This window comes from Flavobacterium hibernum, assembly GCF_000832125.1.
GTDB lineage: Bacteria > Bacteroidota > Bacteroidia > Flavobacteriales > Flavobacteriaceae > Flavobacterium > Flavobacterium hibernum.
The window spans coordinates 241,275-258,835 of the sequence record NZ_JPRK01000013.1 but is presented as its reverse complement, the minus strand read 5'-3'; the positions used below and the strand labels follow the sequence as shown (position 1 = coordinate 258,835).

The following is a 17,561-nucleotide window of genomic DNA, read 5'->3' as shown; positions in this document are numbered from 1 at the left end:
CTAAAAAGAAATTATGTCAGAATTTAAACAAGGTGAACTAATTGTTTTCAAAACACATCCCTACATTAACAAACTAACTAATATTAAAATCACAGCATATTCCGACTATTCGTCACCTGTATTAGTTATAAAAGAAATCAAAGAAAAATCATTTGACAAAGAAACTGGTATCGATATTGGACAACAATTAAACTGCATTTACTATAATTCTAAAGAGGGAAAATTCACAGATAAGTGGATTAATAGCAATCTTGTAAACAAAATCTTTTTCTCAATAATAGATCAAAAATTCCTTTTTGAATTTAATTTCAAATCACAACTAGAGGAAAAAAACAAGGAACTAACTAGTAAAAATTATGAAAATTTAATTAAGCAATCATACATTAATAGAAAAGTTGTTTTAAAAAGTGTAGATATAGAATTAAATAAAGTAAAAGTTAACCGAACAAAGGAAAATGGTGAATTAATGGAAACGAATCATTTAGAATTTTTACCTCCAATCATGACTATAATTGGCTTTAAATTTTCTGATGAAAAAAATAAATTTTCTGAAAAATCAGGATTGCCATTAATAGACTTAAAATGCAAATGGTACAATTCAAACTCCAAAACTTTTTCAGAATTATATCTTCCAAGCGAAACTTTATATGAGGTTAAAAATACTCATGATTTATTTCCGGAAAAAGATTTATTGTCAGATATTGTAGAATCAGTCGAGAAAAATTCTTTTTTCAACTTGCCAATATTACCATCAATAAATTCTTTTACATTAGAAGGTAGTTCCACAAAAATATCAAGAACTCTTGGTCACTCCAAAGCAATATTGTTTAAGCATTATTTCTATCAAATGAATTATTTTGATTATATAACACAAAAAAAATCTGCAATAACAATTAATGATACTTTTAGCGTAAAAACCGAAACTCAAATATTTGGAAAAAAGTTTCCAGATTATAACTCACGTGGGTTTAAGTTAAAAACCTTCGATTGTAAATTTGCCCCAAACAGTTACTATTATATCAGATATAAAGACACCTATAATAACATTACCACGAGATTAATAAAAATTATTGATTTATTCATTTATATTAAAGATTTAAAAAAATTTAAAGATTTATATAAAAACTTAAATTCCTGGATTACAGATGGAAACCAAGAATTTGTAAACTACAACTATAATGACAATGGCAGTATATTTATTCATTCACCTGGCGAAATAATTCCTGACAATACTTTACCTAAAACAATTTTTGAAGATCAAAATGTTGAAATAATATTGAAAACAAATTGTCTTCTAAGAGAAGGAAAAATTCGAAACTTCAAAATTAATAGTATTCTTGAAATTCAAGAAATAATTAATGGAAATGAAATTTTTGAAAGCGCAGAGGTGTAACCATGCCCGCAAAGTATATCTTAACCGTTTTTTATTAATATAGAAGCGGGCACGGAAAGAATTTCCACGCTATCGTTACGCATTTATAAGCGATAGAATAAACTACTTCATCTACAGTCCGAAAATAAAAAGCCCATTTCTTACGAAATGGGCTTTTTTTATAACTTTTAGTGTGATTAAGCAAAAGGAATAAAAAAAAATTAGGATTTAAGCGCACCTGATCGAGAATTCGAAATACTCGAAAGCAATTCCAAAGGCTCTACATAATGTTGATTTTTGCTAATCTTTCCGTCTTTAATCACGTAAGGATGTGTAAGCAATATATCTGTAAGTGTGTTTTGGCTGAAACTATTAATATCGTACATACAAATTAATGAAACGGCATGTTGTGGCGTGAGTAAATTCAGTTTAGCCTCATATTCTAAAAGTTCATCGGTTCCTGGTAAGTTTTTAAGTGCCCATACCATATCTCCGCACGCTCTAACACTTTCGTAACCGGCTCTTGAAGCTGATAATAAAGTATTTTCGAGCATAGCATACATTTTATCGGCAGCAAACTTACCACCTTCAATGTAGGTGTTTTCAGAAGCAAGAACTTCTAATTGACCGCTCACTAGTTTTTCGGTAATAGATATTCCATTATCGGCCAGACAACGACAATGTTCGCCATGACGGTTTCCTTCAAGGATATTAATTACTTTATCATTCGCATCCAAGCCCTCTAAAATATAAGGAATAATTACATCATATTGCTGTTCTCTCGAATCGAAAAAACCGCAAATGTGCATTGGAGCCGACAATGATTCTCCACATACCGAAAAAGGTGTCTGTTTGTTCATACATCAAAGATACATAATTAGTATTCTTGAACAACTTTGTAAAAAAATTTTCAATGCACATTCCTTGTTGCTCCTGCTTGATTATCTCAACAATTCTCTCAACAATTCTCTCAACAAATTAGCAACAATCGATATTCTCCTTCATTTTCTATTGGCGCTCTATGAATACAAGGCAGTACTTCTTGTTTTGGATGATCTACAGCCAGTCGCCAAAGATGTCCTAATCCTAAATTAACAGGTTCTGCATCTTGATGTAATTGATAATGCAAATCAAAATAATTTTCTTTCAAAAAGTCTTCAAATTCTTCTTCTGTTCCGTCGTTAAGTTCTTTGAGCTTGGCTCGGATTTCTGGAATCAGGATTTTTTGTTCGGCTTGCGCATTCGATACAATATCGCTTGCCGCTCCGTGATAAGTACACAAATAAGTATCTGTCGCAATGGGCGAACGATCTACATGAAACGAATATACATCTGTCGATATAAAATCAAATTCGTCATCGCGTTCGTAACACTTTAGTAAATTAAGCGAGGGCGAAGCACCAAAATCTGTCAGTAATTGTAAATCGTTTAAGATTATTTCTCTTGCTATATTTCCTTTTTCAGAGAGTTGTAGCGCGAGTAAATCTTTGGCAGAAACTTCGGTTATATTTTCTTCTAAACGTAGTTGGGTTACAATCTCGTTAAAATCGCCCTCTAGATTTCTGTACCAGCACAACGCATTCATTTTTTCTTTGAAATTGGTATGCACAAGATCAGCAAAAGTAGACACTACTCCTATTTGGCTGTTGTTAGAAAATATATTGTTCATTGTATACTATTAAAAAGCTTGTTATTTCATGCATTACAAAATTATGTAATAGTAGTTGGTTACGGCATTTTACGGCTATAAACTTTTATTTAATTTTACGAATAGCCATAAAAAGTTAATTCGTATTTTTAACAGTAAACAAAATCAATATGAAACAGCTTAAAATATTTATTGTATCACTTATATTTATTTTTATCTCTTCGTGCTCGACTGTTCTCAATAGTCCGAAAATTGATTATCTGACTAGCAATTACTGCCAGCCTACAATAGAATATGATTATTCTAAACTCGAAACATCTCCAAACAAAATACCCAAACAAGACAGCATATTACATGCTAATTTATCTAAGCATGATATTTTAATCAGCAAGGCTATTGGCATTGAAACTTATTTGGCAGAATATCTCCTGACAAAAAAAGACACTTTAAAAAGGCTGGTTTTAAAACAAAAAATTACCGATCGCTTAATTCTTACGAGTATCGAAATAAATGCACTAGCATCTGAATTAGACTGCAATGGCGAACGCATCGACAAACTAGCCAATTTTGTTACCGACATCAATAACAAAAAAACTAAAAATCTTACGGTAGCTTCGGTAACGATTGGCGCATTAACCACTGTGGCGACTGTTTTAATAAAAAACAATAATTCTAGTAATATTGTGGGTGTAAGCGGCGGATTATTAAGCGCAGGATTAGGAGCGCTGACGATTTCGCCTAAAGGAAAAAAAATTGAATTAAAACTACAACGAAATCTGCTTAGAAATATTTGGTTCAATGACAATGCTAACGGAGCCTATCCTAACGCAATATGGACCATTCTAAACGATAAAGAATTTAGTAATTCGGGGAAAAATGATCTACAGGAAAGCATTAAAAACAGATGGCTTCAATACAATTTTGATGGAAAAATAGATACTGAAACCGAAAAGCTTTTCTTTTATGATGGCGGAATTTATACCGCAGATGATTTATCGTCCAGAGCCAATATGCTCAACGAATTGCAGGCGACGGTTCGCTCTCTCGAACAAGATTTAAAAAGTCTATCGATAAGGCTTAATAGTATTTAATCGAAAATTTGCTTACGAAATTAAAACTGTCTTAGAAATTGAGTTTAAATACTCTCGAGGAGTAAAAGTCGTAATCTCTTTGAAATATCGATTAAATGATGATTTCGAATTAAAGCCCGCTTCGTAAGCCAGTTCAAGAATGTTAATACTATAATTTTGTTCAGACAAACTCTTTAATTTCTCTTTAACATAAGCTATTCTGTACTGATTAACAAAGGTGTAAAATGGTTTATTGATAAAATGATTTAATGTTTCGCTTATATGGTATTTACTTAAACCTGTAAGTTTTGCCAACTTGTCAAGAGTCAATTCGCTCTGCATGTAATACTGCTCTTTTTCCATAGCATTTTCAAGCTTTAGTACGATCTTAAACATCTCACTCTGGCTTAATATCTCTTTTCGTTTTTGTGCCAGCAAAGTTTCTTTTTCTTCCAGTACAGCATTTTCGGCAGTAACAGTATTTGATAAAAAATCGTTTACGGTTGTTGGTTGCATTTCGGAATTTATTCCTGAAACTTCGATAAAATTAGGATCAGATAAAACCATTTTATTTTCGATGCCTGTTGAAACAGCATCACCAATTGCACCATATTTATAAGTAATAATTCGAATTGTAATTACAATAAGCAACGCATAAATAATAGACCTGCTGAAATAATTTAAAGAGAAAGTAATACTGCTAAAAACGGTAAACAAAACCCCCAATATACCAATGCATAAAAAAAGTGACGCCAGTTGTACAATTAGTTTTTTTTCCTGCGAGCTTCTTGGTAATTTATTGATGGCGAGATAAATAATTCCACAGGAAAAAATAATATCCAACGGAAGAAGCGTATACAAACTAATGGTATTGTACCAATACAAAACCAAATAAGCTTTTGGCGAAGTAACAGTCAACACACATACTGTCGAAAAATAACCTATTGCACCTATAATAAACGGAATAAAAAGATACCATTTTGAAGCACTCACAAATTCCGGACGTATCGTTTTTAAGGTATAGAGATATAATAAAGGAATGTAACAAAACCCTATAAAGGTATTCATCATGGTAAGTACCTGCTGATCTTCGACGAAAGTAAAAATGAAAAATTTAATCGAAAGATGCAGTCCTATACATACCACAAGGGAAATTAATAAATCGTCTGCATTTTTTCGGTACCTAGTTCTTAATAGTAATACCACAGCTAGCAGTGCCTGAAATATCCCAATGGCAATAATATATTTCATCTTATAATTCTTTGTGCTAAAGTAAACTCAGCCTGTTAATTTAATGTTTACTAATTACCAAAAAATTGATTCGTAACAATTTAATAACAAACTATAAATAACTAAAAATCAAACACTTAAAATAAATAAAAATAATTGACACTTCTTAAAAGTAGTTCTAGTTCGATAAAGTCGTTTCGTGGTTTAATTCGACGCAATCTTTGCAGAAAACTACAAAACATGACACCAAAAATTAATTTAAAATCTTTACTTAAACAGAAAAAGATTTTTAAAAAAGTACTTTACATTGCCGCCCTTACAATGGGCTCTATTGTATCAACAAATGCCCAAACAGTAAAAGGAGTGGTTACCAGCGATGCAGGAACACTGCCAACGGCAAATATTGTTGCCAAAACACTCAACAATTCAGTAATTTCAGATTTGCAGGGAGCTTTTACTCTTACTGCACCAACCACAGGAGAAATAGTACTTGAGATTAGCTATATAGGTTTTGAAACCAAAACAATTACCGTAAATCTTGTAAAAGGAATAAATGATCTTGGCCTTATTCAAATGTCGCCCGATGGTTCGAGTTCACTAAAAGAAATCGTAGTTAAAGGTACAATGGCGCCTTCTCAGGCAAAAGCATACAGCATCAAGAAAAATTCGCTTGCCATTATGGATGTAATGGCGGCAGATGCAATTGGAAAATTACCGGATCGTAATGCCGCCGAAGCAGTACAGCGTATGCAAGGTGTAGCCGTTGCCCGTTATCATGGTGAAGCAGATCAGGCAACTGTAAGAGGAACTCCTTTTGCTTGGACTTCTACTCTATTTAACGGTAATCGTTTGCCGAGTTCGAATGTAATGGGAAACCGTTCTTCTGTTTTGGATGCTGTTCCTTCAGAAATGATTCAGTATGTTCAGGTTTCAAAAGCAATCACGCCTGATATGGAAGGAGATGCTATTGGAGGATCTATTAATTTTATTACTCGTACTGCTCCATCAAAACGTGTTTTAAATGTTAGTGCTGCTGGCGGTTACAATACTTTTAGCCAAAACGGTACTTACAATGGTTCGATAACTTACGGCGACCGTTTTTTTAATAATAAACTGGGCGTAATTGTTTCCGGAGCTATCTGGAGCAGACAATGGGGTTCTGACGAATTTGCTGCCACTTACAACACAGGCGCAACTGTTGCTCAACAAAAAAGATCGCTTAACACGGTACTTTTTAAACGTTATATGGGTGAGCGTGAAACCAAAGGGTTAAATGTTGGAGCCGAATATAAGCTTACTTCTTCTGATAAAATATTCTTTAGAGGAATGGCAAATAAATTTGACGACGTTCGTCCAGTTTATGAATCTTATATCGATTATACCAACACTCGTTTTCAATACAATTACAGATACTCTCACTATCAAACTGCTTTAAATGGTTTTGAAGTGGGCGGTGAACACCAAATGAACGAAAAGTTTAAATTGGACTGGAGTTACAGCAATCATAAATCAGAATATTATTTAGATACGCCTCCTACTTCTGGCAACAAAGGACTTCCTATTGCAACTTTCCGCCAAAAAATAACAGGCGGTTTCAATGACCTTTCAAGCGATGGAAAACGTTACTGGGGTTTTGATTCTCCAAACGGAGTTGGTGGTACGGTAGATCATTTTGAAACAGGTATTGCAAATCCAAACGAAGTAATGGATCCAACAAAACTATTATTAAACCAATTGGTAATTGCTCAGCTTAACAACAGCGAAAGAGATCAAATTGGTCAAGTAAATTTAAAAGTCGAAGCCAGTTCAAAAGTCAATTTAAAGTTTGGTGCAAAATACCGTCATAAAGACAGAACAAATACTTACGGTTCTAATTATGTTTATTTGCCGGGAGCAGCTGTGGGAGTACCAAATTCACCAGCTTTAGTGCCACTTTCAAATTTACAAACAACCAATTTTCCAAGCGGAAGCAAGTTTTTTGGAAACATGAATGGTGATTTTAGCCAATTCATCGTAAATCCGTTAACTAAAGATCAGTTGTTTGCAATGTACGGACAACCTTTTCAAACCGCCAACGGATTTATGGATTTTACATCCAAAACTAATGCAACTTCATTTTATACCGGAGACGAAAATGTAATTGCAGGATATGCAATGGCCGAAATCGATGCTACAGACAATTTCAAAATCGTGGCTGGTATTCGCAACGAATATACCGCTATGACCTTAAACGGAACTAAAGCAACTACAGAAGGAACTCCTGCTGTTATAACTCTTAGCCCATCTGTGGTCGAGAATAATTATAATTCATTTTTGCCAATGCTGCATTTAAAATACAAATTAAGCGATAAATCAAATCTACGTGCCGCTTATACACGCACATTTGTTCGTCCGAATTTTGGAGACATGACACCCGGAAGTTCTACAAATACTACTGCTTCGCCAATGACAATTACTCAAGGAAATCCTGATCTAAAGCCAACCTTTAGTAACAATTATGATGTAATGGGAGAATACTATTTTGACAATGTTGGAATTTTATCAGGAGGCGCTTTCTACAAAAACATTACCGATGTTGTATTTACTGATGTAAACATGCAGAATATTAATGGTAGCGATTATTTGGTTACTCAGGCAAAAAACTTAAACAAAGCTTCTTTATTTGGATTTGAAGCCGGAATCAATAAAAGGTTTGATTTTCTAAATGGTTTCTGGAGTGGTTTTGGAGTAGAATTTAACTACACTTATTTAGATTCAAAAACAGAAGTACCACGTGTTAGCGGAACCACTGTTTATAATGATAAAACAAGCTTGCCAAATCAATCTAAAAACTTGTTTAATGCGATTCTTTTTTACGAGCGCAACGGCGTAATGGTTCGTCTTGCAGGTAATTACAGAGGAAACTCTGTAGAGTCAATCAATCAGCAATTAGGTCCTGATTATTATATCTGGACAGATTCTAACTTTACAATTGATGCCTCTGCAACAGTAAATATCAACAAACGATTTAAGGTATTTATTGAGCTAAACAACCTAAGTGATTCTCCGGTTAAAATGTATATGGGTCAGGACAAACGTCGTATTACTTCACAAGAATGGTATGGCAGCCGTGGACAGGCAGGTATACGTTATGACATATTTTAAAAATAAATAATTTAATAAATAAACCCAAAAATAAAATGAAAAAGACACTATTAGCCATGGCCATATTAGTACAAACATTAGCAAATGCGCAACTTACAGACAGCATAAAAAGAGTAGTTCCTTTAAAAGGCGGATTAAATTTTAGAGATGTTGGCGGATACAAAACCACAGACGGAAAAGAAGTTGCCTGGGGAAAAGTTTACAGAAGTGCTGCTATTGATAAATTGACCGATAACGACGTTTTACTTTTAGATAAAAAAGGAATCCACACCGTAGTAGACTTTAGAGGTGTAGCAGAATCAAAAGCAGCTCCAGACCGTTTGCCAAAAAATACCGATTATACGCTTAGTCCGGCAGGAAGCGACAGTATTCCTAATCCGGCGCAAATGGTTAAACTATTAAAAGAAGGCGGTTTTCTTGAAAAATTTTACGGTACAGATGCGGTAAAATACAGTGGAGACCGATTTCGTCCTTTATTTGTAAAACTATTGGTTTTAGACAATAACGAAGCCATTATGTACCATTGTACAGGCGGAAGAGACCGTACAGGAATGGCAACTGCCTTATTTCTTTACATCTTAAACGTTCCGCAAAAAACGATCGAAGAAGATTATGTTGCATCAAACATTTATTTGAAAAAAATGAATAAAGGTATGATGGCACCTCTTGCAAAAATGAGTGGTTTGACTGAAGCGCAAATAGAAAATGAAATGGCACTGAAACCAGAACTTATTCGTACATTTTTTACAGGACTTAAAACCCAATACGGAAGTATCGAGAATTTTTTACAACAAGAAATGGCAATTGGACCTAAAGAGATATCACTTTTAAGAAAAAAGTACACCAAATAAAATTCAATTTACATTATTTTAGAAATCAAAAATTAACAGAGCGATTATTTTTAATCGCTCTGTTTTTTTAATTAGTCTTTCGCAAAACGAATAATCAAATTTGTTACTTCAAGCGCAGAACGTGCAGGTTTGTTTTCGTCTGGCACAACTAAACGGAATGGCCCTACTCCATCAGCCAAAGGTTTTCCGTCTTTTGAATCGGCCAAAATAACCACTCTGTTTGTAAAACTTGGATCTAATTCTGCTAAGGAAAAAACAACTTCATAACCATCGCTGCTTCTTACAAGCATATACTTAGTGAGATTTTCGCCTTTCAATTCTTTTCCAACCGTAACTCCGGCAAGTCGTAACAAATCAAAAATTGGAACACCAGAATATTGCTGTAAAACACCTTCGCGACTTTTCATCGTGACGTCTACATGTTTCAGTTTTGCAAAATCTGAAAGACTTAGCGATAAAGGTTTTAAAACCTCTCCTTCTACTTTTACGACCGCTTCTTTTGCAACAGTTTGCGCATGTACACTTTGAGATATCGTGATAAAAAACAATAAAGCTAAAACGATCGTGGATAAATAGTATTTTTTCATTTTTTAAAAATTTGGTTTAAAAATGGATAATAATATAATGGCTTACCTTTTATTTCTGTTTGATATGCGGATTCGAAAACTTAGGATTATTTACAAAAGTAGAATCTGTAAGCATCTTTAGGAAACTTATAATATTTGCTTTTTCGGTTGCCGTCAAGCCTAGACTTTTCCCATCTACATCGTTTGGTCTGTTTTGTAAAGTTACACTTAAAGACTTGCTAGGCATGATATGTTCATTATAATGATCTAAAACTTCCTCAAGATTTTTAAATCTTCCATCGTGCATATAAGGAGCCGTAAGTTCGATATTACGAAGCGTTACAACTCTAAAACGTCCGCGGTCATTTGCCATTCCGGTAAGCGATTCTCTCCCTAAATCCTTCGGAATACTGTCCAGACCATTGTTATGAAATAATTCCATATAAATCTTTGGCGTACCGTGACACTGCGCACAGCTAGCACCTCTAATATTTTTGTTTGCTTCTGCCGAATTCATAAACATTTCCATTCCGTTTAATTCAGCAGCTGTTGGTTTATATTCTCCACGTAAATACTTGTCATAAGGAGAATTTGCCGAAATTAAAGTTCGCTCAAATTGGGCAATTGCCATTGCAATACGATCTTTTGTGACGTCTGGACTTCCAAAGGCATCATTAAAAAGAGCAGGATAATTTTTTGTTTTTTGAAGATCTTTAACTGCTTTGTCCAAATAAGCACCCATTTCGTGCGCATCATTAAGCGGTATGATGGCTTGAGCTTCTAAACCTTTGGCTCGACCATCCCAAAAAAAGTTTCTCACCCAAAGCAGGTTTGCCAGCGACATCGAGTTCCGTTTTGTAGGTACATTATTAATTCCGGAACTAAATGCTTTTCCATCCGTAAATGCCAATTTTTGCTGATGACAACTCGCACAGGAAATTGTTTTACTCGACGATAATTTCGTTTCATAAAACAACATTCTGCCCAAATAAACCCCTTGTTTAGTTGTTGGGTTATGGTCCGGAATACTAATTCTGTTTCCAAAATAATCCGGATATTCCAATTTATAAGGATCCGTATAAACCGGATCTGCGTTAGTAGCCGCTACTAATATAAGAGCAGCCACAAACACTAATAAAAGCGTAAATTTTTTATAATGAGATTCTATTTGCATTATTATACTTTTCATAATCCGTTGAGTGATTTTTTTAAACACATAGAGACATAGATTTGTATTCTCAAAAAAGGCGTTTCACTTATTTTAAATACACATAGTAACTATGTGCGAGAAATATATTTCTCTTTTATATTCTTAATTGCGCAAAAAACTATGTTTCTATGTGTTTAATTTTCTTTACCCTTTGAGTGTTTTTTTTAAACACATAGAGACATAGACTTTGTATTCTCAAAAAAGGCGTTTCACTTATTTTAAATACACATAGTAACTATGTTCGAGAAATATATTTCTCTTTTGTATTCTTTATTGCGCAAAAAACTATGTTTCTATGTGTTTAATTTTCTTTACCCAATCACATTTTAGAATCAAAAATTAATTAAAAAAACGAAGCGTTACAAAAAAATTGCGTCCTTCTTCAGGAAAGCCTTCTACAAGACTGTAATTCCTGTCGAATATATTATTTAATCCCGCATCAAGGCTAAAGTTTTTTAATATTTTACCCGAAGCATACAAATTTAAAAGCGTATAATCTGGAACTCTTGTACCATAACTCGTGCTGAATCTTGAAGAATTAAATTCGGCATTCGCGATTAATCTCAATATTTTAATCGGTTCATATTCTACAGTTCCCATAACTTTAGTATTAGGAACATCAGTAAAATGAATGCTTGGACTAGTAATATTTTTTCTTTCGATATACGTATAATTTACATTCAGTGAAAGATTTTTCAAAATAGAATAAGCCGCCTGAGCCTCAATTCCTTTATAATCGGCTTTACCAAAATTCTGCATTTGCGCTTTTCCAGGCTGAACATTGCTTACGCTCAAAATCGCATCAGTAAGTTTGCTATAAAACAACGCAGTTTGAAAAGTCAGTTTATCAAAAAACTTACTCGTATAATTTACTTCATAATTTAAAGCAGTTTCGGGTTTTAAATCAGGATTTGGAATCGCCGTTCCCATTCTATACGAATAACGGTCTTTGATAGTAGCAAATCTCGTTTTCTGCGAAACCGTAGCGCCCAACTTTTGATCTTGATTCAATTGATAAAAAAGACCTATTTGCGCATTATACGCATCACTTGCATCCGCGCTTGGATAATCTGAAATTACTTTTGTAGTACTATTATAATCCTGCGCTTCGATGTTTTTTCGAATGTTGTAACTCAAACCCGGAATTACCGTAAATTTATTCGAAACTTTATAGACATCTTCAATTCCTATCAATACAGTATTGTCAATAAAATGGCGTACTGGTTCTCCAAGATTATGCTCGCGATGAACATCTTCTTTAAAATGTACAGCAAATTTGAAATCATTTTTTGGAATAATCTGCGTGTTGTATTCGACATTTCCACCAAAAGTATAATCATCATAAAGACTCTGAAAAGCGTAACCTTTAGTCATTTTCGAATACGTATTGTCATCGTAACTATTCAAAGTATTTTTAAACTTATCGTAGTAAATTCTGGTTTTTAGACTGTTTTTTGTATCCAAATTAGAATTAGAAATAAAGTAATAACTCTCTTTATTCCAAACCGGCCATTGCCAAAAACGAGGGTTCACCAATAATGAGTTTTTGGTATCACTTCCTGCATATACCGGATTTCCTTTTTCGCCTTTTTGGTTGATATAACCCAATGCATATTCACTTTTTTTATTAGGAGTCCATCCTATTTTAAAACTTATCTTTTGATCTGTTCGGTACGAATTATCTCTTTCTCCTCCATCTTCATTTTTCATCGGAACAAAATTGGAAGACATTCTGGTTGAATTTCGATCTAAATAAGAAAATCCACCCTGAACATAAAATTGCCCCAAATTAGAACCAACATTAACGTTTCCTCTATAACCGTTTGAGTTAATCATTCCCAGTGAACCATCGTATTCTAATTTCTTTGAAGGTTTTCTGGATATCAAATTAATTGCTCCGCCCAAAGAGTTTGGTCCATAAAGCACAGACGAAAAACCTTTTGAAACATCAATTGCAGCAAGATCAAAAGTCGTAAATCGTGCTAAATCCACATAACCATCATAAGGAACATAAACCGGAATTCCATCCATATAAACAGGAACCTGTCTCAAATCAAAACCTCTAATCGAAACCATAGATTCGTTTCTTGGTCCGGAAGCTGTTAAAGTAACGCCAGGAAGCATATTTAATGCTCTCGAAACATCGATTTTATTCTGAGCCTCCATTGTTTTAGAAGTTACTCTGTTTAATGTATCCTTATTTTGATGCTGAGTTACGATAACTTCTCCCAACATAAAAATATTTGATGTTTTTACAGAATCTGTCGGTATTGAATTATTCTGCTGACAAAAACCAATAAGCGGAAAAAGCATAAATGCTATACATTTTAGTTTCATAAATTTTACGATGTTTTCAGTATGTTTTTAAATGAATACTGACGGTTAAAAAAAAATGGTTTAGTTAATTGCTCTTTTTTTTCTTAAATACAGTTGATTTCTAAGACGTAAACACTTTGACAGTTTAAACCTTTAGCAAAATAAGTTCTTTTTAAAACTACAAAATATGATCTAAATCATAATCAGAAAAATTAGAATCATGAAAATGTTTACTTTAAAATAATCGCGAGTTAATAAATACTTAGTTTTAAAAATTACAATAATACGTATAAATACTTAATAAATACATTTTATCTACGTGAAATTTAAATTTTGTACTAAAATCGAATACCCTGCTTAATAATTTCACGATATATCGTGAATAAAATCATACTTCATAAACACATAACATATTGTTAAACAATAAGTTATACCTTTAGGCATATTGTTTGAAAATTCAGTTGCATCACAAATTATTAAAACGATGCAAAACGATAGAACTATAAATAGAAATAAAAAATACAATATTTTTTTTTCTTAATCTAGGTTAACCAACAGACTTTCGAAACTGCTGTAAGTTTGTCAAAGAAATAAAACAACATCAATAAAAATAAAATTACAATTAATTATCATTTGAATTTTAACAATTATACAAATAATTTAATAATCTAAAACCATAACAAAATGAGCACATTTAAAACACAAGACGGAACAGAGATTTTTTACAAAGATTGGGGAACAGGACAACCTGTTGTTTTTCACCATGGATGGCCTTTATCAAGCGATGATTGGGATGCACAAATGATGTTCTTTCTAAAACAAGGTTATAGAGTTATTGCTCATGACCGCCGCGGACATGGTCGTTCTAGTCAAACTTCTGAAGGAAATAACATGGAAACCTACGCATCAGATATCGCTGAATTAACTGCTGCGCTTGATTTAAAAGATGCCATTCACGTAGGTCACTCAACTGGTGGTGGCGAAGTAATACGCTACGCAGCAAAATACGGAAAAGGACGTGTTGCAAAAGCAGTTATTATTAGCGCTGTTACACCAATCATGATTCAAAACGAATCAAATCCGGAAGGAGTTCCATTGTCTGTTTTTGACGAAATAAGAGAAGGAACAGCATTTAACAGAGCACAATATTTCTACGATTTCCCAATTCCGTTTTACGGATGGAACCGCGAAGGAACAACAGTTCACGAAGGAATTAAACACAACTGGTGGCGTCAGGGAATGATGGGTTCTGTATTGGCACATCATGACGGGATTAAAGCTTTCTCTGAATCAGATTTTACAGAAGATCTTAAAAGTTTAGACATTCCGGTTCTTGTTTTGCACGGAGAAGACGATCAAATTGTTCCTTACGGACAAGCACCAAGAGCTGCTGCATTATTGAAAAACGGAAAACTAATTTCGTATCCTGGATTTCCTCACGGTATGCCAACAACAGAGGCAGAAACAATCAATAAAGACATTTTGGCTTTTATTAAAGCATAATTAGACAAACTCTAAAATCAATCAAAACTGCCTGCAAAGGTTTTCTTTTAAAGGCAGTTTTAAATTTTCTAACTATGAGCACTTTCCAACAGCCAGCTTTTGATACCGTTACCGAAGCTTTACAATGGCTAAATCTACAAGGTTTTACAGAAAACTTTAACCTTGACGAAAACTGCATTCGCTATAATAATAACACACAAACTATGTCTCCCGAAGAATTTAAAATCGAATATCTGTTTCGTTTTGAAGGAGATACAGATCCCGGAGATGAAGATATTGTATACGGAATTGTTTCTGAAATCTATAATCTAAAAGGAGTCTTAACCAGCGCATTTGGAATTTATGCTGATGCTGTTTCGACAGAAATGATTAAAAAGCTTTCTACACATTTATAATGATTTTCATAACGCAATAATAAAATTACGAAATATCGTAAGATAAAATTATCGCCAAAAATCACAATTACCATCATAACAACACATTACTAGTTTGGCATTTTGTTGGCTTAACTAAAACTATTAAAATAAATAATCTATGAAACCATCAGTAAACTTATTATCACCAGATAATCACGCATTAGTATTAATTGACTTTGAAGGACAAATGGCATTTGCTACAACAAGCATTGCTTTGAGCGAATTACGTAACAATGTTGCCATTATTTGCGGTGCATCAAAAATTTTTAATGTGCCAACAATCGTAACAACAGTTTTTGAAGAAAGTTTTGCAGGTCCGGTTTTTCCGGAAATCGAAGAATATTATCCAATCGCAACCTCAGGATATATCGATCGTACTACAATGAATACTTGGGAAGATGAAAACGCTTATAAAGCAATTACCGGAACAAAAAAGCAAAAATTAGTTCTTGCCGGATTATGGACAGGAGTTTGCATTGTTGGGCCAGCTTTATCTGCAATTGAAGAAGGTTACGAAGTTTACGTAATTACAGATGCCTGCGGAGATGTAAGCACCGAAGCTCACGAACGCGCCATACAAAGAATGATACAAGTTGGTGCACAACCTATCACTTCTATCCAATATTTATTAGAATTACAAAGAGACTGGGCACGTCAGGAAACCTATGTTCCGGTAACTAATTTAATGAAAAAACACGGTGGTTCTTACGGTTTAGGAATTCATTATGCACACAACATGTTGAAACACTAATTCATTTCGACCTAAAAATTAAAATAAAACAAAACCCTCTCACACTTCATTATGTTGGAATCATCAAAATCCATATTGTCAAAAAACAAGAACTTCAAAATCATCTTGATGTGTTTTCTTTTAATAGGAAGCGCAGCATCTGCACAAAGTTTTAAACTTTTGCGATATGATGAAAACTACGAATTTCTTAAAGATTCAAGCAGAAACTTTTATGAGAATCTAAAATTCATTCCGTTAAACCAACAGAAAGATTTTTATATGTCTCTTGGAGGCGAAGCCCGATATGAATATGTCGATTTCAACAATGAAGATTGGGGAAGATTGAATATTGGTCACAACAACTTTTTATTACAGCGTTACGATCTTCATGCCGATGTTCATTTAGGAAAAACCTTTAGAGTATTTGCACAATTGCGAAGTGCTTTGCAAGACGGACGCATCAATGGCCCACGTGGTATTGACGAAGATCAGCTCAATGTTCAGAATCTGTTTTTAGATGTAAATCTATATCAGAAAAAAGATAAAAAACTAACCATTCGCGCCGGAAGACAAGAACTCGATTACGGTTCAGGAAGATTAATATCAGTGAGAGAAGGTCCAAATGCCAGACTTTATTTTACAGGAGGAAAAATAATGTACTCCTCTGCCCGATTCTCTATTGACGGATTTGCGATGATGGCAGATACTATTTACAAAGGAGTTTTTGATAATAAAATGTCCAAACAACTCAATCTTTGGGGAGCATATTCAAAAATTATATTCCCAAAAGCAGGAAATCTGGATTTGTATTATCTCGGAATCAACAGAAAAGAATCACTTTTTGAAGAAGGAATTGCTCCCGAAAAACGACACACTATTGGTACAAGATTTTGGAAATACGGCGGCGGTTTTATTTATAATCTCGAAGCAGCCTACCAATTTGGAACTTTTGGAACGGGAAATATTAACGCTTGGACAGGATCTATCGATATTGGTTATATGTTTGAAAACGTAAAGTTTAAACCCACAATAAACCTGCGAAACGATTATATCTCAGGAGATAAAAAAGATGGCGACGGAAGCCTGCAAACATTCAACCCATTATATCCAAAAGGAGGATATTTTGGTTTCAGTCCGCAAATTGGCCCAGTAAACCTTATCGACATTCATCCCTACGCCACGATGGATTTATTGCCTCAGCTAAAGATGCAGGTCGATGTGGTTTTTAACTGGAGATATTCACTGCAAGACGGTGTTTACAGACCAAGCGGTTCGCTAAATCTTCCGGGAAGTGCCTCAACAGAACGATATATCGGGACCGCTTATCTTGCCAATTTTACCTATAGCGTAAACAAATTTATTTCGGTCGTAAGCGGAATTCAATATTTTAAAACCGGTGCATTTATCGACGACATTATTCCAAACTCTAAAGACGGTGTTTTCTTTAATGCCCGACTTGGATTTAAATTTTAATAATACAAATAAATTTGAACACTGATGACGCG

At 33.9% G+C, this 17,561-nt stretch carries 14 protein-coding genes; 8 read left to right on the top strand and 6 right to left on the bottom strand.

Annotated features, from left to right (window positions below; genetic code table 11):
- The first annotated feature begins 13 nt into the window (after nt 1–13).
- Nucleotides 14–1,393 carry a hypothetical protein gene (locus IW18_RS16450; RefSeq protein WP_041518965.1) on the top strand — a complete coding sequence of 460 codons (1,380 nt, stop codon included), beginning with the start codon at nt 14–16 and terminating at the stop codon, nt 1,391–1,393.
- Between the two features lie 200 nt (nt 1,394–1,593).
- Here the strand turns inward: IW18_RS16450 and IW18_RS16445 are convergent, their stop codons facing one another.
- Both IW18_RS16445 and IW18_RS16440 read right to left on the bottom strand, forming a co-directional pair.
- A complete protein-coding gene (locus IW18_RS16445; protein WP_041518964.1) occupies nt 1,594–2,232 on the bottom strand; it encodes an MEDS domain-containing protein in 639 nt (212 codons plus the stop codon).
- Nucleotides 2,233–2,342: 110 nt separating this feature from the next.
- Nucleotides 2,343–3,041, bottom strand: a complete 699-nt coding sequence (locus IW18_RS16440; RefSeq protein ID WP_041518963.1) for a DUF1826 domain-containing protein — start codon at nt 3,039–3,041, stop codon at nt 2,343–2,345.
- A gap of 149 nt (nt 3,042–3,190) precedes the next feature.
- Between IW18_RS16440 and IW18_RS16435 the strand changes: the two genes are divergently transcribed.
- Nucleotides 3,191–4,111 carry a hypothetical protein gene (locus tag IW18_RS16435; RefSeq protein ID WP_041518962.1) on the top strand — a complete coding sequence of 307 codons (921 nt, stop codon included), beginning with the start codon at nt 3,191–3,193 and terminating at the stop codon, nt 4,109–4,111.
- 12 nt (nt 4,112–4,123) lie between these two features.
- Here the strand turns inward: IW18_RS16435 and IW18_RS22730 are convergent, their stop codons facing one another.
- Nucleotides 4,124–5,341 (bottom strand): helix-turn-helix domain-containing protein, encoded by a 1,218-nt coding sequence (locus IW18_RS22730; RefSeq protein ID WP_052480198.1) that lies wholly within the window; start codon nt 5,339–5,341, stop codon nt 4,124–4,126.
- A gap of 219 nt (nt 5,342–5,560) precedes the next feature.
- On the opposite strand from IW18_RS22730, the gene IW18_RS16425 reads away from it, so the two are divergent.
- Both IW18_RS16425 and IW18_RS16420 read left to right on the top strand, forming a co-directional pair.
- Nucleotides 5,561–8,464: a TonB-dependent receptor gene (locus tag IW18_RS16425; RefSeq protein WP_052480197.1), complete on the top strand. Its 2,904-nt coding sequence runs from the start codon at nt 5,561–5,563 to the stop codon at nt 8,462–8,464.
- Nucleotides 8,465–8,499: 35 nt separating this feature from the next.
- Nucleotides 8,500–9,315, top strand: coding sequence for a tyrosine-protein phosphatase (locus tag IW18_RS16420; RefSeq protein ID WP_041518961.1), 816 nt, complete (start codon nt 8,500–8,502; stop codon nt 9,313–9,315).
- 71 nt (nt 9,316–9,386) lie between these two features.
- Here IW18_RS16420 and IW18_RS16415 read toward each other — a convergent pair whose 3' ends face one another.
- The 3 genes from IW18_RS16415 to IW18_RS16405 form a co-directional block, all read right to left on the bottom strand.
- Entirely contained in the window at nt 9,387–9,902 is a 516-nt protein-coding gene (locus IW18_RS16415; protein ID WP_041518960.1) for a molybdopterin-dependent oxidoreductase, read from the bottom strand.
- A gap of 49 nt (nt 9,903–9,951) precedes the next feature.
- Complete coding sequence (locus IW18_RS16410) at nt 9,952–11,070, bottom strand: cytochrome-c peroxidase (protein WP_205625290.1); 1,119 nt, start codon at nt 11,068–11,070, stop codon at nt 9,952–9,954.
- 360 nt (nt 11,071–11,430) lie between these two features.
- On the bottom strand, nt 11,431–13,428 hold the full coding sequence (locus tag IW18_RS16405) for a TonB-dependent receptor plug domain-containing protein (RefSeq protein WP_041518958.1): 1,998 nt from the start codon (nt 13,426–13,428) through the stop codon (nt 11,431–11,433).
- A 663-nt stretch (nt 13,429–14,091) separates the two neighbouring features.
- On the opposite strand from IW18_RS16405, the gene IW18_RS16400 reads away from it, so the two are divergent.
- The 4 genes from IW18_RS16400 to IW18_RS16385 all read left to right on the top strand — a co-directional run bounded on the left by IW18_RS16400 (nt 14,092) and on the right by IW18_RS16385 (nt 17,529).
- Nucleotides 14,092–14,910 carry an alpha/beta fold hydrolase gene (locus tag IW18_RS16400; RefSeq protein ID WP_041518957.1) on the top strand — a complete coding sequence of 273 codons (819 nt, stop codon included), beginning with the start codon at nt 14,092–14,094 and terminating at the stop codon, nt 14,908–14,910.
- Between the two features lie 74 nt (nt 14,911–14,984).
- Nucleotides 14,985–15,305, top strand: coding sequence for a hypothetical protein (locus IW18_RS16395; protein ID WP_041518956.1), 321 nt, complete (start codon nt 14,985–14,987; stop codon nt 15,303–15,305).
- 139 nt (nt 15,306–15,444) lie between these two features.
- Nucleotides 15,445–16,077, top strand: coding sequence for a hydrolase (locus tag IW18_RS16390; protein WP_041518955.1), 633 nt, complete (start codon nt 15,445–15,447; stop codon nt 16,075–16,077).
- A 108-nt stretch (nt 16,078–16,185) separates the two neighbouring features.
- Complete coding sequence (locus IW18_RS16385) at nt 16,186–17,529, top strand: alginate export family protein (RefSeq protein WP_240475571.1); 1,344 nt, start codon at nt 16,186–16,188, stop codon at nt 17,527–17,529.
- Nucleotides 17,530–17,561 lie beyond the last annotated feature (32 nt).